The following is a 23,191-nucleotide window of genomic DNA, read 5'->3' as shown; positions in this document are numbered from 1 at the left end:
CGGTCCGGATGTGATTGGGTGAACGAAGCGCACACGACTCGTGCCGCTGACCACCTTGTGCCGCGGCTGCGAGCAAGAACATATGGGGTGAGGGATGGCGGCGATACCGCAGAGGCTCCGGCCTGCCCTGTCCCGGGTGCGCCGGTATGCCTCGCGGATCGGGCCCGGCCGCGGCGTCGCCGGAGTGTGCGCGGTCGCCCTGGTCGGCATCGGGGTGGTCGCGGCGACCCAGCACGGATTCGCCCAGCAACCGCCGGCACCGGTCAACCGTTCGGCCTGGGTCCTCAACGCCGACAAGAGCCTGGTCGGCCGGATCAACCCGAGCGCCGCCGAACTCGACTCGGCCCTGACCGTCAGGGGTTCGGTCGCCCTGTTCCAGGACCCGGTCGTCGGTACCCCGCTGTTGCTGGACAAGGCCGCCCATGAGTTGACCCTCGTCGATCAGGCGACCGTCACCGTCGGAGCCCGGGCCGCCGTTCCGGACAACGCCGAGGTGGCGATCGCCGGCGGCGTGGTCGCGGTCGCCGACCGGAATGACGGCCGCCTGTGGTTCGGTGCAGCCACCGCCGTCGCCTCGGTCGATTCGCACCTGGTCAAGCAGAAGGCGACGATCGGGGCCCGCCCGACGCTGGCCGTCACCACCGCCGGCACGGTCCTGGCCGTGGCGCCCGGCTCGGACCGGATCACGGTCGGGCGCCTGGACGGGTCGGTCGGCACCGTCCCGGTGGCCGGTGGACGGACCGCGGGCGCGTCGCCGTCCGGGTCCGACATCCAGCTGACCGCGGTCGGGGAAACGCCCGTCGTCCTCGACCGGACGGATCGGACCCTTCGGGTGGCCGGCCACCGCTTCGTGCTGCCCCTTGGCCAACGCATCGAGGCCGCGGTGCTGCAGCAGCCGGGGCCGGCGGCGTCCATGGTGTACCTGCAGACGCCGACCAGCCTGCTGTCGGTCGACCTGGACTCCGGGGCGGTGACCACGTCCGCCGTCGTGACCGGCACCGCTGGTGCCGTCCGCCCCGTCGTCGCCGGTGGGTGCGTCTACGCCGTCTGGGGCGGGACCCTGACGGCGGGGGAGCGGCTCTGTCCAGGTGCTCCGGCCATCCCGCGGCGCCTTGACGGCACCACCGGCGCATCGGTCCTGCACCTGGCGGCCGTCGGTGACGTCGTCACCGTGAACGACTCCGTCACCGGCCTGAGCTTCCTCGCCTCGGACGATTTCCGGGTGGTGGACAACTGGAACGACGTTGCGCCGCCGGCTGTCTCCGATCCCGACAAGACCGGTGTGCAGAATCAGAACGCCTCCGACCAGACCCCGCCACCCCCGCCGAGCTGCACCTCGGTGCCGATCGGCAAGCCACACGCACAGAATGACGAGTACGGGGTCAGGGCCGGTCGGGAGACCGTGCTGCGGGTGCTCGACAACGACCCGACGACCGACTGCACGTCGGTGGTGATCACCGGGGTCTCGGCCTGGCCGGCCTCGGTCGGCACGGTCAGCGTGGTCGCCGGCGGGACCGCGCTGCAGGTCAGCACCGCCCCGGAGGCGACCGGAGTGTTGCCGGTGCTGCGGTACCAGGTCGGCAACGGCCGCGGCGGCACCGCCGAGGCGTCGGTCACCGTCACCGTTGCCCCGCCCGGCGAGTCGAAGGCGCCGGTCCGGATCCGCCGCCCGGCGGCCGACGTCGAGGCCGGGGCGACCATCACCTACAACGTCCTGGACGACTACTACTCGCCGGTCGGTGACGACCTGTACCTGGAGTCGGCCGTCACCGACGCCGGTGATGTGGTGTCCTTCCGCCCGGATGGATCGATCACCTATCGCAGCACCGGTACCGGAATCGGCTCTGACCGTCGGGTGCAGTTCGTCGTGTCCGACGGCCGGACCCGGACCTCCGGGGTGATGGCGGTCAGCATCACCGACGTCGGTTCCAGCGCGCCGGTCTCGTTCCCGGTCTATGCGCACGGTCGGGCCGGGTCCACGATCCAGACCGACCCCACCCGCACCCTGACCACCGCCTCGGCCAAGCCGGTGGTCATCAGCAAGGTCACCGCAGAGGGGCCGGACGCAGGGGCCACGGCGACGGTCAGCCCGGACGGTCGACGGATCTCCGTCTCGTCTTCGGCCGCTGGCACCTACTACTTCAGCTTCGAGGCCGCGACCGGTGACCATGCCACCACCGGAGTGCTCCGGGCCGACTTCACCGCCGGCGCCGCGGCCGCGGTCCCGATGGTCGACGTGGCCTACCTCCCAGCCGGCGGTTCGGCCGTGGTCGACCCACTGGCCAACGACTCCGACCCGGCTGGCGCCGGCCTGGCCGTACGCCGGGTCGACGTCCCGGCCTGGGCCGGCCTGACCGCCGCGGTGTCGGACCTGCACCTGGTGCGGATCGAGTCGCCGCGTCAGCTCGCCCGCGAGGTCACCCTCGCCTACGACCTCTACGACGGCCACGCCGATCAACCGGGACAGATCCGAGTGGTGCCGGTACCGGCCACCGCTGCGGCACCGCCCCCGGTCGCGACGCCCATCTCGGTGACCGTCCGGGCCGGGGATGCGGTGACCATCCCGGTGGCCGATCACGCCTACGCGCAGGACGGCACCCAGGTCACCGCCGTCCTGGACGCCGCGGAGGTCGCCGCGATTCCGGGCCGGGCGTTCTCCACCGGGAGCGAGATCCGCTATCTGGCCCCGGCGATCGCTCCGGCCGGACCGATCACCTTCGGCTACACCGCGATGGCCGCGTCGAGTACACCCACCGAACCGGTGCAGGCTCGCTCCGCGGTGAGCATCACCGTGGTGGGGGCCGACGCGTCCGTCGACCGGCCGCCGGCGTCGCCCGCCCCGGTCGTGGCCCGGGTGTTCGCCGGGGGGTCGATCACAGTCGCCCTGCCCCTGGACGGCATCGATCCGGACGGCGACTGGGTGGTCACCTCGTCGCTGCAGCAACCGGAGGCGCCCCTGGGATCGGTCTCCCTTTCCGGCGCGGACTCGTTGTCCTACACCGCTTTCCGGACGCCCGGGGTGGATCGCATCAGTTACCGGGTGACCGACCCGTACGGCAAGACCGCGGTCGGCACGGCCACCGTACTGGTGGTCCCGCCGCTCCAGGAGGCCGCGCCGCCGATCGCCCCCGATCTGAGCGCGTCCGTCCGGCCCGGCCGCAGCATCCGCATCGAGCCGTTGGCCAGCGTCGTCGATCCGGGCGGCCGGAGCGTCACGTTCGCGTCCCCGGCCTTCGAGGCGCCGAGCGGGGTGAGTGTGGTTCGCGACGGCGACGGCCTGGTGGTGACCGCACCGAACAGACCGACGCAGATCAGCCTGCGCTACAACGTGATCAACACCCAGCACCTGGCCGCGACCGGGGCCATCAGCCTCACGGTGAGCAAGGACGCGCCTGTCCCGCCGCCGGAGGCGACCGACGTCTTCGTCCCGCCGTCGGCCATCCAGGCGGGCGCCGCGACCGTGAACGTCGACGTGTCCGACCACGTCACCAACCGCAGCGGCCGGCGTGACCAGCTGACCATCTCGGTCGACCCGGTGTCGGCGACGGTCGCCGTCATGGACGGCCGGTACAGCCTGCGGGTGACGCTGTCGGACCACCGGCAGGTGGTCGCCTACCGCGCCCGCAACAACGACGGCGGCACGGCGACCGCGTTCGTGGTGGTCCCACCGCGGACCCAGCTCGACCCGCCGCGACTTCTCGTCGGTGCCCCGGTCATCTCGCTAGAAGCCGGGGGATCGGTCACCGTGCTGATCGCCGACCAGGTGGCCGTGGCCACCGGGACGCCACAGATCGCTGCCGACCCGGCGCTGCGCGCCACCCAGGGTGCGGCGATCCGGCTGTCCGCCAACGCTTTCCGGTTGACCGCGCCGGCCACCGCCGGCGGGGCCGCAGTGGTCTACGTGCCGATCAACAGCGGCTCGGGGCCACCGGTCGTGCTCGGTCTGGCCGTGACCATCGTGCCGAAGGTGATCCCGGCGCCGCAGCTGGACAACACGCTGCTGCCGGTGGAGGTGGGCCAGTCGGCTCAGGTCGACCTGCGGCCGCTGACCACCACGTTCGACACCTCGCAGGCGGCGGGGCTGGTGTACTCGGCCGGAGCTACGCCGGCCGGGGTCACCGACTCGATCAACGGCAGCGTCCTGACCGTCACCGTCCCGCTCGGTGTCCCTCGCGGGACCGAGTTCACCCTGCCGGTCCAGGTCACCGACGACCAGGGCAAGATCGGCCGCGCGGTGGTCACCGCCCGGGCCACCGGATCCCGTAAACCGTTGGCCACCTTGGTCTCCCAGCACATCAGCGGCGGCCGCGGCGGCGTGCCGGTGACGGCCGACGTCCTGACCGGCAGTTCCGACCCGATCGGACTCGGCCTGACCGTCGGGTCGGTGAAGGTGACCGCAGGCGCGGCCGGGGTACGCAGCGGGCCGACTCTGAGCGGCTCGAAGATCACCGTGGTCCCGTCGCCCGGATACGTCGGGGACATCGTCATCGGCTTCCAGGTCACCGACGGGACGAAGGACCAGGACCGGGCGGTCGCCGGGACCCTGACCGTCACCACCCAGGACGTCCCGTCGGCACCGGGCACGCCGTCGGTCGTCGCCGGCACCCTGTCCGCGCACAGCGTGGAGCTCACCTGGGCGGCGGCCGATCCGAACGGTGCCCCGATCACCGGTTACACGGTCAGCGGCAACGGCATCAGCCAGACCTGTCCAGGGAACGCCCCATCCTGTCGGCTGGACGGCCTGCAGGCGGGCGACGGTTACCGATTCAGCGTGATCGCCCACAACGCGATCGGGAACTCGCCACCGTCGCCGGTGTCGGCAGCGGTGGTCCCCGATGCCCTCCCGGCCGCTCCGGCCGCTCCGGTCGCCGCCTACCTGGGCCGCGGCACGGTCCGGGTCACCTGGACCCAGCCCACCGGGGATTTCACACCGGTCACCACGATGACCCTCCGAGAGGTGATCGACGGCACCGTGGTGGCGACGGTGACCGGCCGGACGAGTCCGTTCCAGGCGTCCGGGTTGGACAGTGCAAGCCAGTACCAGTTCCAGGTCAGGGCGACCAACGCGTTCGGTGACGGGCCATGGTCGGAGCTCAGCGCGCCGGTGATCCCGTCCGGGGTGCCGGCCGCCCCGATCGGCGTGGTCGCGACCTATCTGTACGACGGATCGATGCAGCGCGTCCGCATCACCTGGTCGGCGCCCCCGGACGACGGCGGAGTGGCTGTGTCGTCCTACCGCTTATTGCAGGACGGCCTGCCGGTCGACCAGCACGCCGACAGCCCCACCATCCGCTCCGTGTCGGGCACGGCACCGGTCACGTTCAGCGTGGCGGCCATGAACAGCCGCGGTGTCGGGCCGGAGTCGGCCCGGGTGGTCATCGATCCGTGGATCACGCCGACCGCACCGGGGCCGCCGCAACTGACCCCGGGTGACACCACCGTTGCGGTCGGGGCGAGCGGGGGGACCACCCCGGGAAGCACCGTGCGCGGCTACCAGTACCAGGTCGGGGGCGGCGGCTGGCGGGACCTGGCGTCCGACGCCTCGGCTGTCCTCACCGGTCTGACCAACGGTCACCCGTACTCCGTGGCCGTCCGCGTCTGCAACACCGAGTCCGGGCCGTCCACCCTGACCTGTTCGCCGGCCAGCCCGTCCGTCACCGTCACCCCGTTCGGACCGCCGGGCAAGCCGGTGATCACCGACATCTCCGCGCCCGACAGCGCACCGACCACGGTGACCGTGCGCTGGACGTGGCCCGATTCCGGCGGCCGGCCGGTCGGAGCCCGCACTGTCACCATCAAGGTCGGCGGTACGGAGGTCGCCGGGGTCGACGCCGGGAGCGGGACCTGGACCGGCGACGCCCACTGGGGCACGACGGTGACCGCCGACGCCAGGTTCTGCGTCACCGATCCCGCCACCTGCACCGACGCCGACCAGAAGTCCTACTCGACCCCGCCGGTGTTCTCCTACCAGGTGGACGGCGGCAGCCTGGGTGGCACCTGCGCCGCATCGGCTTCCTACGGCGGTGACTGGGTGCTCGACCGGGCGTCCTGTGACGGGACCTGGCAGCCCAACGGAACGACGGTGCAGGTGCGGTACTGCCGGACCGGGGCGACCTACAACCAGGACCCGGGGGATGATCACCCGGTCTCCACCCCGCCGACCACCGGCCCGACGACGCCGACCGATCCGACCACCCCGACGACGCCGACCACGACGACCTCACCGCCCACGTCGTCGAACTGGTACGTCGACGTCGACGGGCTCTGGTACCGGGCCCCGGCGTTGACCGGGTCAGGCGCGTCCGGATGCTGAGCCGTCGCCTTCCGACAGCCCGGCCGGCCCCCGAACCGCCCCGCACACCGAACTTCCAGCGTGAGGAACACACCGTGACCGCCGTTGCCGCCCCCGTCCTGAGCGTCGAAGAGGCCGCGGCCTTCCACGACCACTTCGAGCAGCTGGTCGGCCATGTCGGGCGCGTGGTGGTGGGCAAGCCCGACGTGATCCGGCTGGCCTTCGTGTGTCTGCTGGCCGAGGGTCACCTGCTGCTCGAGGATGTGCCCGGCACCGGTAAGACGACCCTGGCCAAGGCCTTGGCGTCGAGCATCTCCGGCACCAGTTCGCGGATCCAGTTCACCCCCGACCTGCTGCCGTCCGACCTCACCGGCGTCACCGTGTTCGACCAGCGGACGAGCGAGTTCGAGTTCCACCCGGGCCCGATCTTCGCCTCCATCGTGCTGGCCGACGAGATCAACCGCGCGTCACCCAAGACGCAGTCCGCCCTGCTGGAGGTGATGGAGGAGGCGGCGGTGACCGTCGACGGCGTCACCCGGCCGGTCGGGGCTCCGTTCATGGTGATCGGCACCCAGAACCCGATAGAGCAGGCCGGCACCTACCGGTTGCCGGAAGCGCAACTCGACCGGTTCCTGATGCGAACCGGCCTCGGGCATCCCGGCACCGACGCGGCGCTGTCCATCCTGGGCGCGGTCGGCACCCGGTCGAGCCGGCTGACCCTGTCCGCCATGACCACCCCGGCGGTCATCCTGGACATGACCGGCGACGCATCGCGCGTTCACGTCGACCCGGCCCTGTTCCGCTACATCACCGCCCTGGTGGAGGCCACCAGGGCCGTCGACGACGTGGCGCTCGGTGTCTCGCAGCGCGGCGCCATCGCGCTGCTGCGGACGGCGAAGGTCAGAGCGGCCTCGCAGGGCCGCAACTACGTGACCCCCGACGATGTGAAGGTCCTCGTGCGGCCCGTCCTGACCCACCGGATCGCGGTGCACGCCGAGGCCGAGTTCAACGGCGTCAGCGCCGACGACGTGATCACCGCGGTGCTGGCCCAGGTACCGCCGCCGCGGACCGACACCTGATGACCGGCCGGCGGTCCGCCCCGGTGTCGAGGCACCGGGTCCAGCGTCCCCCGTCTCCCCCGGAGGAGGACTCGGCCACCCCGTTCGACGCGGCCGGCGACGGCTGGCGCGGGGCGTTGCGCGTGGTCACCTCGCTCGGCTGGACGGTACTGGTCGCCATGGTCGTGTCGATCGCCGTCGGGGTCGCCACCGGGTGGACCGAATGGACCGGCATCGGCCTGGCGCTGGCCCTGATCTTCCTGGTTTGCGTCGCGATGTCATTGGGCCGCTTCGCCTTCGCCCTTCAGCTGCGCGTGTCCGACCGCCGGCTGGTGGCCGGCGAGCCGGGCCGGGTCGGCGTGCGGGTGCAGAACACCTCGCGCCGACGACTGATGCCGGCCGCGATGGAACTGAAGGTGCGCAGCTCGGCCGACGTGGACGCGCCGGCCACCTTCACCGTGACCATCCCGTCGCTGCCCGGGCACGGCGCCCACGACGTCATCCTGCCGGTGCCGACCCAGCGGCGGACCGTGCTGGTCGTCGGCCCGGTCCGGGCGATCCGCGGTGACGTCCTCGGCCTGATCCGCCGGGTGGTCGGGTGGCCGCTGGCCGAGAAGGTGTACGTCCACCCGAGGACGGTCCGGTCGGCCACCACCCTGGCCGGTTTCGTCCGCGACCTGGAGGGCGAGGAGTCGAGCGTACGGACGGCCAGCGACCTGTCGTTCCATTCGCTGCGGGACTACGTGCCCGGAGACGACCGTCGGCACGTCCACTGGAAGAAGACGGCCCGCACCGGGACGCTGCTGGTCCGGGAGTTCCTCCAGACGCGTCGGTCGATGGTCGTGGTGGTGCTGTCCACCGACCCGGCGGACTACTTCGACGACGACGAGTTCGAGCTGGCCGTGAGTTGCGCGGCATCGATCACCGGGGACCTGCTGCGCGCCGGGCGCGAGGTGGTCGGGGGAGTCGCGGCGGGCGACATCCGCGGGGTCGCGGTGCCCGGGGTCCTCGACCAGTACGCGGCCCTGCAGAAACTGAGCGGAGCGGGCGCCCTGGTTCCGACGGCCAAGGCGGCCGTTCGTCGTCATCCGAACCTGTCGTTGCTGATCCAGGTGTTCGGCTCGACCGTCACCGCGGCGCAGGTGCGGGCGGCCTACGACACGAAGCCGCCCGGTGCGACGCTCCTCGGCGTCCGCGTGCACGGGGCGGCCTCGGATGTCCAGGGCGGATATCTGGCCGGAGACACCGTCACCGTCCGCGAACTGGCCGAACTACCCATCGCGCTGCGCTCGGGCGCCACCGGGCGGGGGGTCCGCCGGTGACCTCGGAGTTGCGGTACCGGCTGGTGGATCTGGGCGTTCTGGTGCTCCTGGCCGTACTCCCGACACTGCTGCTGGTGCCGGTGTACGGCGGGGTGGCCCCGGTGGCGGCCGCGGCCACCGGCGCGCTGCTGGTCGGTCTCGTCTTCGCCGCGGCCACCCGGTTGGGTTGGTCCGGATTAGTGGCCGCACCGATCGCCGCCCTGCTGGTGGTGCTGGCCGGTTCCTGGGTCGCCGTCCTGTCCGGTCCGCAGGTCACCGTGCGCGGCCTGGTCACGGGCTGGCGCGACATGTTGACCGTGGCCGCACCGATCGGCACCACCGGAGACCTGCTCGTGCCGCCGCTGCTGATCGGCGCGCTGGTCACCGGAGTGGCCGGGCTGATCGCCGACACCCGCCGTCACCAGTTCGCGCTGCTCCCGGTGGCCGCCGGGTTCGCCGGATGCGCGTTGCTGGGCCAGGCGTCGGGCGTCGGCTCCGCGGCGGCGGCGGTGGGCGGCGGCTGCGTCGTGGTCGCGTTCGGCTGGCTGAGCTGGCGTCGTCAGCAGGAGGTGCAGCGAGTCGGGTCCGCCGCGGCCCGCTGGCGCCGCCCGTTCACCGCGGTGGCCCTGCTGCTGGTGGCCGGGCTGGTCGCGTCCTGGGTCGGTGTCTCCGGCGCGGCCACACCCGGCGGCGGCTCGGCCCGGTTGGCGCTGCGCACCGATCTGGCCGTCCCGGTCGACCCGGCGATGCTGCCGAGCCCGTTGTCGGACTTCCGCCGGAACGTCAAGGACGACGCCGCGACCATCGACTTCGAGGTGACGGGGGTGGTCGCGGGCGATCGGCTCCGACTGGCCTCGCTCGACTCCTATGACGGTCAGGTCTTCACCGCCACCGCCGCCGAAGGTCCGTTCGCCCGAATCGGCGACCGCACCGATCGTCCGGTGATCGACTCGTCGGTCGGCACCGCGCGGACCGTGCAGGTGCAGGTGGCCGGCTATCACGGCGCGTACGCACCGATGCTGGGCCAGCTCCGGTCGGTGACCTTCTCCGGTCCGCGGGCCGGTGCGCTGACCGAGGGATTCCGGTACTCGGTTCCGGCGTCGACCGGACTGCTCGCGGACGGGTGGCAGGTCGGCGACACCTGGACCGAATCGACGGTGGTCCCCGCCGTTCCGGCGGTCCAGCAGCTGGCCGGCCGTTCGATCGCCGCCGTTGGGTTCCCGGCCACGCCCCCGATCCCGGACGCGTTGCGGGTGATCGCCGGCCGGTACACCGTCGGGGTGTCAGGGCCGGCCGCCCAACTCGCGGCGCTCGCCACCGGTCTGGCCCGGGACGGGTACTTCAGTGACGGCAAGGGCGGCCAACTGCGCTCCCCGTCCGGGCACGGGCTCGACCGCCTGCTGGGTATGGTCGCCGGATCCGGCATGGTCGGTGATCAGGAGCAGTACGCCGCCCTGATGGCCGTCCTGGCCCGGTCGCTCGGTATTCCGGCCCGGGTGGCCGTCGGCTACCTGGTTCCGGCCGGCGCGCAGGGGACCGTCCCGCTGACCGGCGCGGACGTCACGGCCTGGGTCGAGGTGCCGTTCGACGGCTGGGGGTGGGTGGCGTTCGATCCGACCCCGTCGCGGACCCGGACGAGCCTGGACCAGCAACCTCAGGCTCAGGCGGGCCGGCACGTGAGCAACAACCAACCGCCACCGGCCGCGGCCGGAGCCGATTCGGCGACGATCGGGTCCAGTGACTCCCAGCATCTGCGGGACCCAGCCGCCCCGGCCCCGCCGCGTCTTCCGGCCGCACCGCACGTGACGCCGTGGTGGGTCTGGGTGGCCCTGGCCCTCGCGGCGCTGCTGGTGCTGCTCGCCGGGCCGGTGCTGCTGATACTGGGCGTCAAGGCGCTGCGGCGCCGACGCCGCAGCCGGATCGCCGAGCCCGGGGCGCGGATCAGATCGGCCTGGCGCGAGGTGCTCGACGCGGCGGTGGACGCCGGCTACCGGCCCGGCGCGGCCCAGACCCGAACCGAGATCGCGGCCGGCCTGGCCGCCGCGCTGGCGATCGACTCGGGGTACATGGCCACCGTCGCCGACGCCGCGGAGTTCTCGCCCGCCGCCGTGGCCGAACATGTGGCCGTGACCCAATGGTTGACGGTGGCCGATCGGAGGCGGGACATCCTGCGCGGCCTGCCCTTCGCCGCCCGCTGGCGGGCCCGGGTGTCCCTGGCGTCGTTCGCCTCCGCCGGCCGCTGAGTCACGGCCCGGGTCGGTCGGCTCAGCCGCCGCGGACCTGGTCGGTCATTCGCCGCCCGGGACGGCCGGGCCCAGCAGGTCGTCCGCGTCCGTGATCCGGTAGGCGTAGCCCTGCTCGGCCAGGAACCGCTGACGGTGCGCCGCGTAATCGGTGTCCAGGGTGTCGCGGGAGACCACCGAGTAGAAGTGGGCTTGGCGCCCATCACCTTTCGGGCGCAACAGGCGACCGAGGCGCTGGGCCTCCTCCTGCCTCGAACCGAAGGTCCCCGACACCTGGACGGCGATCGTCGCCTCCGGCAGGTCGATGGAGAAGTTGGCCACCTTGGACACGACCAGGGTCGTGATCTCCCCGGACCGGAAGGCGTCGAACAGCCGCTCCCGCTCGACGTTCTTGGTCGAGCCCTGGATGATCGGTGCGTCCAGGGCCGCCCCCAGTTCCTCCAGCTGGTCGAGGTAGGCGCCGATGACGAGGGTCGGCTCACCGCGGTGCTTGTCCAGGATCGCCTGCACCACCGGCATCTTGGTCCGGGCGGTGGCCGCGATCTTGTACCGGTCCTCCGGTTCGGCGACCGCGTAGGCCAGCCGCTCGGCGTCGGTTAGAGTGACCCTGACCTCGATGCACTCGGCCGGCGCGATCCAACCCTGGGCCTCGATGTCCTTCCACGGCGCGTCGAACCGTTTGGGTCCGATCAGCGAGAAGACGTCACCTTCGCGGCCGTCCTCGCGGACCAGGGTGGCGGTCAGGCCCAAGCGGCGGCGGGACTGCAGATCGGCCGTCATCCGGAACACCGGGGCGGGCAGCAGATGGACCTCGTCGTAGATGACCAGGCCCCAGTCGCGGGAGTCGAACAGGTCCAGATGCCGGTACACGCCCCCGGACTTGCGGGTCATCACCTGGTAGGTGGCGATGGTGACCGGACGGATCTCCTTGCGCTCGCCCGAGTACTCGCCGATCTCGTCCTCGGTCAACGTGGTGCGGGCCAACAACTCTCGCCGCCACTGCCGGCCGGAGACGGTGTTGGTGACCAGGATCAGCGTGGTCGCCCCGGCTTTGGCCATGGCCGCCGCCCCGACCAGCGTCTTTCCGGCCCCGCAGGGCAGCACCACGACCCCCGAACCGCCCTGCCAGAAACCTTCGACGGCGTCGGCCTGGTAGCTGCGCAGTTCCCAGTTGGCATTGTCCAGGGCGATCGGGTGGGCCTCGCCGTCGACGTATCCGGCCTGGTCCTCGGCCGGCCAGCCGGCCTTGAGCAGCACCTGCTTGAGGTTTCCGCGCTCGGACGGGTGGATGACGACGGTGTCCTCGTCGATCCGGGCGCCCAGCATCGGCGCGACCTTCTTGTTCCGCAGGATCTCGGCCATGACGGCGCGGTCCGTGCTGATCATGATCAGGCCGTGGGTCGGGTGGGTCTGCAGCACCAGCCGGCCGTAGCGAGCCATGGTGTCGACCACGTCCACCAGCAGCGCCTGCGGCACCGGGAACCGGGACCAGCGGACGAGCGCATCGACCACCTGTTCGGCGTCGTGGCCGGCGGCGCGGGCGTTCCACAGGGCCAGGGGCGTGATGCGGTAGGTGTGGATGTGCTCGGGCGAGCGCTCGAGTTCGGCGAACGGTGCGATGTTGGCCCGGGCGGCCGGCGCGTCGGGGTGCCCGATCTCCAGGAGCAGCGTCTTGTCGGACTGGACGATCAGGGGTCCGTCGGTCACGTGGGTCCTTCTGCTTGGGTGGTGCCGTTGGGCGTGGCGAGTGCAACCTGTCCAGTGTGCCCGTTTCTGCCGGTTGGCCGGTGAGTGCGTCATCACAACCGACGAATCCCCGGTTAGCGGTTGATTTCACCGGCGAACGATCGATAGCATGGGGGTCAGTACAGGGTTTGCGGCGCCGGGGGTGGGACGGGGCCCGCCGAGACAAACCCGGAGTACCCCAGTGACCGCACTACGCCCGGCTCCCCGCGCGAGCATCAGCGTCCGTCCAGAAGCCGTCGAAATCACTTCCCCCGGCCTCCTGGCCCAGTACCGGCAACTGCCGGCGATGGCCGGCCGCAGTTTCCTGCCGATCGCCTTCCTGGCCCGCCTCCCGATCTCGATGACGCAGATCGGCACCGTCGTGCTGGTGTCCACCAGCTTCTCCTCGATCGCCGCCGGCGGTGTCGCCGCCGGATTCCTGGCCGCCGGTTCCGCGGTCGGGGGCCCGGTGGTCGGCCGGCTGGCCGAGCGTTTCGGCCAGCGCTCGGTCATGCTGGCGGCCTCCCTGCTGAACGCCCTCGCCACATTGGCCCTGGTCGGATTGGTCGTCCGGCACGCCCCTTGGGCGTCGATCTACGGCCTGGCCCTGCTCTCCGGGGCATCGACGCCGCAGATCGGGCCCATGGTCAGGGCCCGCTGGGTGCGGATGACCAAGGGCGGACCGCGGCTCGGATACGCGATGTCCTACGAGGGGGCGGCCGACGAGACGGCCTACGTGCTCGGCCCGGCCGCGGTCAGCCTGATGACCGCGCTGGCCTCCCCGGCGCTGGCCATGGTGACGGCCGCGGTGCTGGTCGGCGTGTTCGGCTCCTTGGTCGCGCTGCACCCGACCGCGCCGGTCACCCCGACCGGGGCCGACCGGGCCTCGCAACGATCGGGACGCACCCTGACCCCGCGGATCCTGGGGCTGATCCTGGGCACCATGGCCGTCGGCTGCTTCTTCGGTGGCATGCAGACCGGAGTCACCGGCGTGGCCACGGCGGCCGGGCTGGCCGGGGCCGCGGGCGGGATCTACGCGATCATGGGCGTCGGCTCCGCGATCGCCGGCCTGTCCAGTGCGGCCATCCCGGTGCGGTGGGCCCTCTCCTCGCGGCTGGTGTTCTTCGCCGCCGTGATGGTTGCGCTGGCCACGCCGCTGTTGTTCGTCTCCGGCGTGACGGCGACGATCGCCGTCATGGTGCCGCTCGGATGCGCCGTCGGGCCCTACATCATCACGCTGTTCTCGCTGGCCGAACGTGAGGTCAGTGCGTCGAGAACGGCCGGCGTGATGACCCTGCTGTCCAGCGGCTTGGTCGTGGGCTATGCGGCCGGCTCGTCCATCGGCGGGAGCCTGGCCGGTGCGTCACCGGCCGGGGCGTTCGCGGTGTCCGTGATCGCCATGCTGATCGGCACCGGGATCGCACTGGCGTTGCGGGATTCGGGGCGTCCTCGGCGGGCCGAGGTAACAATTTCGGCACAGTAAGAACCCTTTACCTGCGAATTCTCCTGAATATTGTGCAGAACTCCACAGCCGCGTCTCGCCGGCCTATAGGGTCGGCCGGTCAACAGACATGGCAGTGCTCGGGATTGAATGCACCCGCCCAGGTCCGGGTGAGGTGGACAGGGGAGGACATTTCTCATGACGACACCAGGAACGCCGGACGCGAACCAGCCGCCGCTCGGCGGTTCGCAGCCGCCCTACGGCTCGGGCGACCACCCGGCCGCTCCGCCGGCCGGCGGGTATCCACCGCCGACCGGCGCCCCGGCGCCGTATGGTGCACCGATCGGTAACCCGATGGACCCCAATGCGTTTGCCGCTCCCGGGTATCCGCCCCCGGCCGGTGCGCCGGCGCCGTACGGTGCACCGATCGGTAACCCGGTGGACCCGAACGCGTTCGCCGCTCCCGGGTATCCGCCGCCCGGATCCGTCCCGCCGCCGCCTGCGGCGGCCGGAGCCAAGCGCAACCGGCTGATCATCATCGGCGTGGTCCTGCTCGTCATCGTGGCCGGCGTCATCTTCGCCGTCGTGAAGAACCAGAAGACGGCCACCACGGCCGCCAATGTCGGCGACTGCATCAAGATCACCAGCGCGAGCACCGTCAATCCGGACACCTCGCAGGCTCCGTGCGGGGAGGCCGACGCCATCTTCGTGGTGACCGAGACCGGTGGCAGCAGCATCACCTGCGACTCTAACGAAACCTCCTACGTGGAGGGCAAGAAGAAGGACAATCCCGACACCCGCGTGTGCTTGCGCTACAACGTGAAGGCCGGCGACTGCCTCGACCCCGGGGCCGCCGATACCGACGTGCCGAAGAAACTGCCGTGCGCGCAGGCCACGTCGTCCAACGCTGTCAAGGTCGTGTCGCTGATCACCGACTCGGCCGACAAGTCGAAGTGCCCGGGCCAGTCCTTCGGGCTCCCGCTGACGAAACGCAACATGGTGTACTGCCTCGCGCCCGTTTCCTGACTCGGCGGCCGAGCGGCGAGCAGTCACCGCTCGGCTCTCAGTTCGTGTGGCGGTCCAGGAAGGTCAGGACCTCGGTGTCGTCGACGCCCGGGAACACCCCCGGGGGCATGGCGGCGAGCAGATGGGAGTGCACCCGCGCGCTCGGCCAGACCTGATCGGCCCACCGGGCGGCGAGGTCGGCCGGCGGCTGCAGGCAGCACGACGGGTCCGGGCATCGCGAGCGGGACCGTTCCGTGGTCTCCCGTCCCCGCATCCACTTCGCCTGCGCGTAGGGCAGACCGACGCTGACCGAGAAGTCGCCGGCGTTGGTCCGGTCGACAACCGCGGTGCACCAGTAGGTCCCGGAGCCGGTGTCGGTGTACTGGCGGTACGCGGCGGAGATGTCGGCCTGGTCGAAGACCACCCGCGCCGTCCAGTACTTGCACACTCGCTGGCCCTCGATGGCGCCGACGACGTCGGTCGGGAAGTGCACCCCGTCGTTCTCGTAGGCCTTGTAGATGATCCCGGACGAGGAGATCCGCATGAAGTGGACCGGGAGGTCGAAGTGCTCGGTGGCCAGGTTGGTGAAGCGGTGGGCCGCCGTCTCGTAGGACACCGCGTAGGCGTCCCGCAGGTCCTCGATCGCGATGTCCTTGGCCGCCTTCGCCCCGGCCAGCATCGGCACGGCCGTGCGCTGGGGGATCAGCAGGGCGGCCGCGAAGTAGTTGATCTCCACCCGTTGGGTCAGGAACTCGCCGTAGTCGGCCGGGACCCGGTGGCCGAGCACCACGTGCCCGAGGGCCTGCAGGGCCAGCGTCCGTGAATCGTGCTGGCCCATCTGTGGGTGGGGTAGGAACACCTTGCGGTGGGCCAGATCGGTGACGGTGCGCGTGGAGGACGGCAGGTCACCGGTGTGGACCAGGGTGAATCCGAGATGGGCGGCGATCTTGTCGACCCCGGTCCGCGTGATCGGCCCGGCGGTGTAGCCGGTGCGGGTCAGCAGGTCGTCGGCCGTCTTCTCGATCGCACCGAAGTAGTTGTGCTGCCGGCGCATCCGGTCGCGGAGATCGGCATTGGCCCGGCGGGCCTGCTCCGGGGTGGCCGCCCGCTCCGCCGCGGCGGTGGCGATGGCGCGATGCATCCCGACCAGGGCCTCGAGTGCCTCGGTGGGCAGCCGCGGTCCCGACCGGACGGCGGGAACGCCGAGCGCCGCGAACCCGGGAGCCCGCTGAGCCCGCTCCAGTTCGATCTCCAATGCCGCCCGGCGGCTCGGAGGTTCGCCGGCCAGCAGGTCCGACAATTCGGTGCCGAGGGCGCCGGCCAGGGCGGTGAGCACCGACAGCTTGGGCTCCCGCTTCCCGTTCTCGATCAGTGACAGGGCTGACGCGCTGAGCCCGGCGGCTTGGCCCGCCTCGTCCAGGGTCAGCCCCTTCGTGCGTCGCAGGTGCCGCAGGCGGCGTCCGACGGTGAGCAGATCGGTGTGGTTGTCGGGGTTCGCCATGTCTGCACAATACCGCAAGAACTGCATTTCTTGACGTCACAATTGCCTGGTGAGGTCTTGTTCTTGACGCGATGGTGGTCCCAAGCCCCACCGAGGGACCGTCGATCGCCAGGAGTCACCGATGAGCACCAGCCCTGTCACCGAGATCAATTCCTGTGCCGCGCAAGCAGTTTCCGCAGACCGGGCCGACGCCGTGCAGCTGCTCGAGCACGAGTGGGCCACGGCCGAGCGCTGGGCCGGCATCCAACGGACGTACACCGCCGCCGATGTGGTCAATCTCCGGGGGAGCGTCGTCGAAGAGCACACCCTGGCCCGGCTGGGGGCCGAGAAGCTGTGGAACGCCATCCAGACCACCAAGTTCACCCGCGCCCTGGGCGCCCTCACCGGCAACCAGGCGGTGCAGATGGTCCGCGGCGGCCTCGAGGCGATCTATCTGTCCGGATGGCAGGTCGCCGCCGACGCCAACCTGGCCGGTCAGACGTACCCGGACCAGAGCCTGTACCCGGCCAACTCGGTCCCCGCGGTGGTCCGGCGCATCAACAACGCCCTGATGCGGGCCGACCAGATCGACCACTCCACCGGCAAGGCCGACCTGGACTACCTGGTCCCGATCGTCGCCGACGCCGAGGCCGGTTTCGGTGGCCCGCTCAACGCGTTCGAACTGATGAAGTCGATGATCGCGTCCGGGGCGGCCGGCGTCCACTGGGAGGACCAGCTGGCGTCGGAGAAGAAGTGCGGCCACCTGGGCGGCAAGGTGCTCGTCCCGACCGCACAGCACGTGCGCACCCTCAACGCGGCGCGGCTGGCGGCGGACATCCTCGGGGTGCCGACCCTGGTCGTGGCCCGCACGGACGCGCTGGCCGCCGATCTGCTGACCAGTGACGTCGACCCGATCGACGCGCCGTTCACCACCGGCGAGCGCACGGGTGAAGGGTTCTTCCGTGTCCGCAACGGCATCGAGCCCGTGCTGGCCCGGGCCCGGGCCTACGCCCCGTACTCGGACCTGATCTGGGTCGAGACCGGCACCCCCGACCTCGGATTGGCCCGCGAATTCGCCACCGAGCTGCACCGCGACTTCCCGGGGAAGAAGCTGGCCTACAACTGCTCACCGTCGTTCAACTGGAAAGCCGCATTGTCCGACTCCGAGATCGCGAATTTCCAGGACGAGCTGGGCGATCTCGGCTACGCGTTCCAATTCATCACCCTGGCCGGATTCCATGCGCTCAACCACTCCATGTTCCATCTGGCATCGGGCTACGCCCGCACCGGGATGTCGGCCTACGTCGAGCTGCAGGAAGCGGAGTTCGCCGACGAGCTCGCCGGTTACACCGCCATCAAGCATCAGGCGGAGGTCGGGACCGGCTACTTCGACAAGGTGTCGACCGCCATCAACCCGGACAGCGGCACGCTGGCGCTGCTCGGCTCGACCGAGGCGCAGCAGTTCCACTGATCGTCCCGGATTCACGAACAACCCTGATCGAAATCCTTCATCGGCAGAAAGGCACCGACATGACCTCGACCATTGATCACACCCCGACCGAACCGTCCGCCCCGGTCGACTCGGCGGCGCCCGGACCGTCCTCCATCGACGACCGCCCGGCCGGCGCGCCCCCGGCGCGCATCCCGGCCATCCGCGGCCCGCAGATCCCGCGGGGCGAGGAAATCCTCACGCCGGACGCGCTGGCGTTCGTCGCCGCGCTGGACGGAGCGTTCGCCGGACGGCGTGCGGAACTGCTGGCCCAGCGCCGGGCCAGGGCGAAGCGGATCTCGGCCGGAGAGACTCCCGGGTTCCTCGGCGTCTCGCGGTCGGTCCGGGCCGACCCGTCATGGCAGGTGGCGCCCCCGGCGCCCGGGCTGATCCGCCGGCGGGTCGAGATCACCGGGCCGCCGACGGTGAAGATGACGATCAACGCGCTGAACTCCGGGGCGGACGTCTGGATGGCCGACCTGGAGGATTCCACCGCGCCGACCTGGGAGAACATCATCTCCGGGCAGCTGAACCTGTTCGATGCGATCCGCGGGCAGCTGTCGTTCACCGAGGGCGGCAAGGACTATCGGGTCGGCGAGCGAACGCCGACCGTCCTGATGCGGCCCCGCGGCTGGCACCTGTGCGAGAAGCACCTGACCATCGACGGGCGCCCGCTGCCCGCCTCGCTCGTCGATTTCGGCCTGTACTTCTGGCACAACGCCAGGGAGTTGATCGCCCGCGGCGCGGGCCCGTACTTCTACCTGCCGAAGCTGGAGTCCCAGTGGGAGGCCCGGCTCTGGAACGACGTCTTCGTGCTGGCCCAGGACCTGCTCGGCATCCCGCAGGCCACGATCCGGGCCACGGTGCTGATCGAGACGCTCCCGGCCGCCTTCGAGATGGAGGAGATCCTGTACGAGCTGCGGGATCACAGCGCCGGGCTGAACGCCGGCCGGTGGGACTACATCTTTTCCTACATCAGGACTTTCGCGCATCGAGGGCCCGAGTTCGTGCTGCCCGACCGCTCGGAGATCACCATGACGACGCCCTTCATGCGGGCGTACACGGAACTGCTGGTGGCCACGTGTCACCGCCGGGGTGCTCACGCGATCGGCGGGATGGCCGCATTCGTCCCGAACCGTCAGGACGAGGGTGCGACCAAGGTGGCACTGGCCAAGGTGCGGGCCGACAAGCAGCGGGAGGCCGCGGACGGGTTCGACGGATCGTGGGTGGCCCACCCGGGCCTGGTCCCGGTGGCCGCGGCGGCCTTCGAGGCCGTCCTAGGGGAGCGACCGCACCAGATCGCTCGCCAGCGGCCCGAGGTGAAGGTGCAGGCGGCCGACCTGCTCGACGTCGGCTCGGCCCGCGGGGCGGTGACCCAGCACGGCTTGCGCACGAACATCTCGGTCGCCTTGCGGTACCTGGCGGCCTGGGTCGGCGGGTCCGGGGCGGTCGCGCTGGACAACCTGATGGAGGACGCCGCGACGGTGGAGATCTCGCGGGCCCAGGTGTGGCAGTGGATCCACAACGGTGTCCGTCTGGCCGAAGGGCCCACGGTCACCGTGGGGCTGGTCCGCCGCCTGCTCGACGAGGAGCTGGCCCGGCTGGGCCGCACCGCGCCGGATCCGATGCGACCGCGACTGGCCGCGGCCGCGGACATCTTCGCCTATGCCGCACTGGGCGAGACCATGCCCGGCTTCTTCACGCAGTACGGCTACGTGAAGTACCTGCTGGAGAGTGGTCTGCGGATGACCGGTGAACTCCGTCCGGAGGATCTGCGCATGTCCGAGCGGGTGTAAGGCGGCCCGGGCGTCCGGCCGGGCGGGCGATGTCGAGCCCCCCGGGCCGGAGGCCGCGGTCGGAACGGGAGCCGCAACCGTGAAAGGCTCAGGACATGACGACCGGCGCCCCCAGCACGGAGGCCACGCTGACCCCACCGGCCGAGAGCGACCCCGGATCCCTCTTCGACACCTTCACCGCATGGGCCACCGGTCGCGGCATCGACCTCTACCCGCACCAGGAGGAGGCCCTGCTGGAGATCGTGTCCGACGCGAACGTCATCGTGGCCACCCCGACCGGGTCGGGCAAGAGCCTGGTCGCCACGGCCGCCCTGTTCGCCGGGTTGGCCGCGGGGCGCCGGGCGTACTACACGGCCCCGATCAAGGCCCTGGTCTCGGAGAAGTTCTTCGACCTGACGGAGATCTTCGGCCCGGCCAACGTCGGCATGATCACCGGGGACTCCTCGGTCAACTCGTCCGCTCCGATCATCTGCTGCACGGCCGAGATCCTGGCCTCGGTGGCCCTCCGGGGCGGCGCCGACGCCGATCCGGGCGTCGTCGTGATGGACGAGTTCCACTACTACGGCGACCGGCAACGCGGGTGGGCCTGGCAGGTTCCGCTGCTCGAGCTGCCGCATGCCCAGTTCATCCTGATGTCGGCCACCCTCGGCGACGTCCGCTTCTTCGCCCGCGACCTGACCGAGCGGACGGGCCGCCCGACCACCCTCATCGACGGGGTGGAACGCCCGGTCCCACTGCACTTCTCGTACGTCCAGGTGCCGTTGCAGGAGACCCTGGAGGATCTGCTGGCCACCGGCCGGGCCCCGGTGTACATCGTGCACTTCACCCAGCAGGCGGCCCTGGAACGGGCGCAGGCGCTGACCAGCATCACGGTGGCCACCCGGGCCGAACGGGATCAGATCGCCGAGTTGATCGGCGATTTCCGGTTCTCGCCGGGGTTCGGGCGCACGCTGGCCCGGCTGATCCGGCACGGTATCGGCGTCCATCACGCCGGAATGCTGCCCAAGTACCGGCGTCTGGTGGAGAAGCTGGCCCAGTCGGGGTTGCTCAAGGTGATCTGCGGGACCGACACCCTGGGCGTCGGCATCAACGTCCCGATCCGGACGGTGCTGTTCACCGGCCTGGCCAAGTACGACGGGCACCGCACCCGTGTGCTCTCGGCCCGCGAGTTCCACCAGATCGCCGGGCGCGCCGGCCGGGCCGGCTTCGACGTCGCCGGTGACGTGGTGGTCCTGGCGCCAGAGCACGTCATCGAGAACTACAAGACGGCGGCCAAGGCCGCCCTCGACCCGAAGAAGAAGAAGGTCGTCAAGCGGAAGCCCCCGGACGGATTCGTCGGCTGGAGCGAGCAGACCTTCGACCGGCTGGTGGCCGCTGACCCGGAACCGTTGAGCTCCCACTTCCGGGTCAGCCACGCCATGCTGCTCGGCGTGCTGTCCCGCCCCGGCGACGCGTTCTCCGGTATGCGCCGGCTGATCGACACCAGCCACGACCCGCGCAATCGTCAGCTCCAGCACTCGCTGCGGGCCCTGGCCATCGGCAAGGCGCTGCTGGCGGCCGGGATCGTCATCAAGCTGGACGTGCCGGACGAGGAGGGCCGCAACTACCACATGACGGCCGACCTCCAGCTCGACTTCGCCCTCGACCAGCCGTTGTCGCCGCTGGCCCTGGCCGCCCTCGACCTGCTCGACCGGGAGTCGCCCGAGTACGCGCTGGATGTCGTCTCGCTGATCGAGGCCACCTTGGAAGGGCCCGGTCCGGTGCTCTCGGCCCAGCGGTTCAAGGCGCGGGGTGAGGCGGTCCAGGCGATGAAGAGCGACGGCATCGAGTACGAGGAGCGGATGGCGCTGCTCGAGGACGTCGACTATCCCAAGCCGCTCGCCGACCTGGTCGAGGTGGCGTTCGAGTCGTATCGGGCGGGGCACCCGTGGATCACCGAATACCACCCGGAGCCGAAATCGGTGGTGCGTGACCTGTACGAGCGGGCGATGAACTTCTCCGAGTACGTGGCGTTCTACCAGCTGCAACGCTCGGAGGGCGTGGTGCTGCGGTACCTCGCCGACGCCTACCGGGCCATGCGCCGCACCGTGCCGCAGGACGCCCGTACCGAAGAACTGAGCGACCTGATCTCCTGGCTCGGCGAGCTGGTTCGCGGCGTCGACTCCAGCCTGCTCGACGAGTGGGAGGCCCTGGCCCATCCGGACCCGGACGAGGCCGGCCTCACCGACGTCCGGCCACCCACCGCGGCGCGCGGTGTCAGCGCGAACGTCCGGGCGTTCACCATCATGGTGCGCAACGCGCTGTTCCGCCGGGTCGAACTGGTATCCCTTGGCCGGTTCGACGTACTGGGCGAACTCGACGGCGAACACGGCTGGGACGCGGCCCGCTGGCAGGAGGCGATCGAGCCGTACTGGGACGAGTACAGCGACCTCGGCGTCGGCCCGACGGCCCGTTCGGCCCAGCTGATCGTGATCACCCACGGACCGCAGGCGTGGTCGGTCCGCCAGACCTTCGACGACCCGGACTCCGACCGCGACTGGGGTATCACGGCCGAAGTCGACCTGGAGGCGAGCGACGAGGTCGGCGAACCCGTGGTGCGGATCCTCGACGTCGGCCCGCTGACCGGCTGAGCCGCTGACCGGTGGTGCCCCGGAGCGGTCACCGCGGCGTCAGTAGGCTGCGGACATGGCCGAACCCGACGCCCCGCCCCGGTGGCACGCGATGCCGATCGGCCCCGGCGGGCTACCGGCCGCCGACGTGCGGCCCAGTGGTCCGGGCGCGCCCTGGGCCGCCACCGCGCCGGTCTTCGGCCTGACGCCTGAACCGCTCGAGCGGGCGCCGGTCAACCGGACCCTTCTGGTCGTCGGGCTGATCGTGGTCGCGCTCGGCCTGGTGGTCGCGCTCGGGGTGTGGATGAACAACGCCCGTCCGCTCGGCTCGGTCGGTTCCTCGTCGGTCGCGGTCGGCGATTGCCTGTCCTCCAGCGGCCAACGCCTGTCCGGCGTCGTCAGCTGCACCGACCCCGCCGCGGACTTCTCGGTCGTCGGTCGTCATGGCGGCAGTTCGGACGCCAGTGACTGCAGCGCGACGCCGTCCGACGTCGTCGTGGTCGGTACCGGCCCGACCGTGCTCTGCCTGGACTACGTCGCCACGGTCGGCCAGTGCCTGTTCGCCGGCGATCATTCGACCGGGGTCGGCAAGGTCAGTTGCGCCAGCACGGAGACCGGGGTGCTCAAGGTGACGGCGATCCTGCGGAACACCATCGACCCGTCCGACTGCCCCTCCGGTACCCAGGCGTCGCTCGTGCACCGCTACAGCTCGCAGGTGCTCTGTCTCGCCGCCAAATAGGTGGGCCGGGCCG

12 protein-coding genes are annotated in these 23,191 nt (G+C 71.2%); 10 read left to right on the top strand and 2 right to left on the bottom strand.

Translation table 11 applies throughout. The features are described 5' to 3' along the window. Positions 1–94 precede the first annotated feature (94 nt). The 4 genes from BLS97_RS24140 (at position 95) to BLS97_RS04035 (ending at position 10,894) form a co-directional block, all read left to right on the top strand. Positions 95–6,313: a fibronectin type III domain-containing protein gene (locus BLS97_RS24140; protein ID WP_090474705.1), complete on the top strand. Its 6,219-nt coding sequence runs from the start codon at positions 95–97 to the stop codon at positions 6,311–6,313. Positions 6,314–6,387: 74 nt separating this feature from the next. Further along, a complete protein-coding gene (locus BLS97_RS04045) occupies positions 6,388–7,371 on the top strand; it encodes an AAA family ATPase (RefSeq protein ID WP_231988345.1) in 984 nt (327 codons plus the stop codon). Then, the gene (locus BLS97_RS04040; protein WP_090474703.1) at positions 7,371–8,672 is read left to right on the top strand and encodes a DUF58 domain-containing protein; all 1,302 of its coding nucleotides are present in this window, start codon (positions 7,371–7,373) and stop codon (positions 8,670–8,672) included. Before BLS97_RS04045 ends, BLS97_RS04040 begins: the two co-directional genes overlap by 1 nt. Then, entirely contained in the window at positions 8,669–10,894 is a 2,226-nt protein-coding gene (locus tag BLS97_RS04035; protein ID WP_090474702.1) for a transglutaminase-like domain-containing protein, read from the top strand. The genes BLS97_RS04040 and BLS97_RS04035 overlap by 4 nt, the downstream gene beginning before the upstream one ends. Positions 10,895–10,939: 45 nt before the next feature. On the opposite strand, the gene BLS97_RS04030 is transcribed toward BLS97_RS04035, so the two are convergent. Then, positions 10,940–12,601, bottom strand: a complete 1,662-nt coding sequence (locus BLS97_RS04030; RefSeq protein ID WP_172832205.1) for a DNA repair helicase XPB — start codon at positions 12,599–12,601, stop codon at positions 10,940–10,942. A 220-nt stretch (positions 12,602–12,821) separates the two neighbouring features. Here BLS97_RS04030 and BLS97_RS04025 point away from each other — a divergent pair, with 220 nt between their 5' ends. Continuing rightward, positions 12,822–14,102, top strand: coding sequence for an MFS transporter (locus BLS97_RS04025; protein ID WP_157695164.1), 1,281 nt, complete (start codon positions 12,822–12,824; stop codon positions 14,100–14,102). Between the two features lie 156 nt (positions 14,103–14,258). Beyond that, positions 14,259–15,086, top strand: coding sequence for an LppU/SCO3897 family protein (locus tag BLS97_RS04020; protein WP_157695163.1), 828 nt, complete (start codon positions 14,259–14,261; stop codon positions 15,084–15,086). Between the two features lie 37 nt (positions 15,087–15,123). On the opposite strand, the gene BLS97_RS04015 is transcribed toward BLS97_RS04020, so the two are convergent. Beyond that, a complete protein-coding gene (locus BLS97_RS04015) occupies positions 15,124–16,566 on the bottom strand; it encodes a helix-turn-helix transcriptional regulator (protein ID WP_231988344.1) in 1,443 nt (480 codons plus the stop codon). 121 nt (positions 16,567–16,687) lie between these two features. Between BLS97_RS04015 and aceA the strand changes: the two genes are divergently transcribed. From aceA to BLS97_RS03995, 4 genes are all read left to right on the top strand, one after another. Further along, a complete protein-coding gene (gene aceA / locus BLS97_RS04010) occupies positions 16,688–18,016 on the top strand; it encodes an isocitrate lyase (protein WP_090474697.1) in 1,329 nt (442 codons plus the stop codon). A 59-nt stretch (positions 18,017–18,075) separates the two neighbouring features. Continuing rightward, the gene (aceB, locus tag BLS97_RS04005) at positions 18,076–19,830 is read left to right on the top strand and encodes a malate synthase A (protein ID WP_090474696.1); all 1,755 of its coding nucleotides are present in this window, start codon (positions 18,076–18,078) and stop codon (positions 19,828–19,830) included. A 95-nt stretch (positions 19,831–19,925) separates the two neighbouring features. Continuing rightward, positions 19,926–22,460: a DEAD/DEAH box helicase gene (locus BLS97_RS04000; protein WP_090474695.1), complete on the top strand. Its 2,535-nt coding sequence runs from the start codon at positions 19,926–19,928 to the stop codon at positions 22,458–22,460. A gap of 55 nt (positions 22,461–22,515) precedes the next feature. Continuing rightward, on the top strand, positions 22,516–23,178 hold the full coding sequence (locus tag BLS97_RS03995; RefSeq protein WP_157695162.1) for an LppU/SCO3897 family protein: 663 nt from the start codon (positions 22,516–22,518) through the stop codon (positions 23,176–23,178). Positions 23,179–23,191 lie beyond the last annotated feature (13 nt).

It is taken from the genome of Nakamurella panacisegetis, assembly GCF_900104535.1.
In the GTDB taxonomy this organism is placed as follows: Bacteria; Actinomycetota; Actinomycetes; order Mycobacteriales; family Nakamurellaceae; genus Nakamurella; species Nakamurella panacisegetis.
The sequence above is the reverse complement of the archived record's forward strand: the minus strand, read 5'-3'. Positions and strand labels throughout refer to the sequence as shown.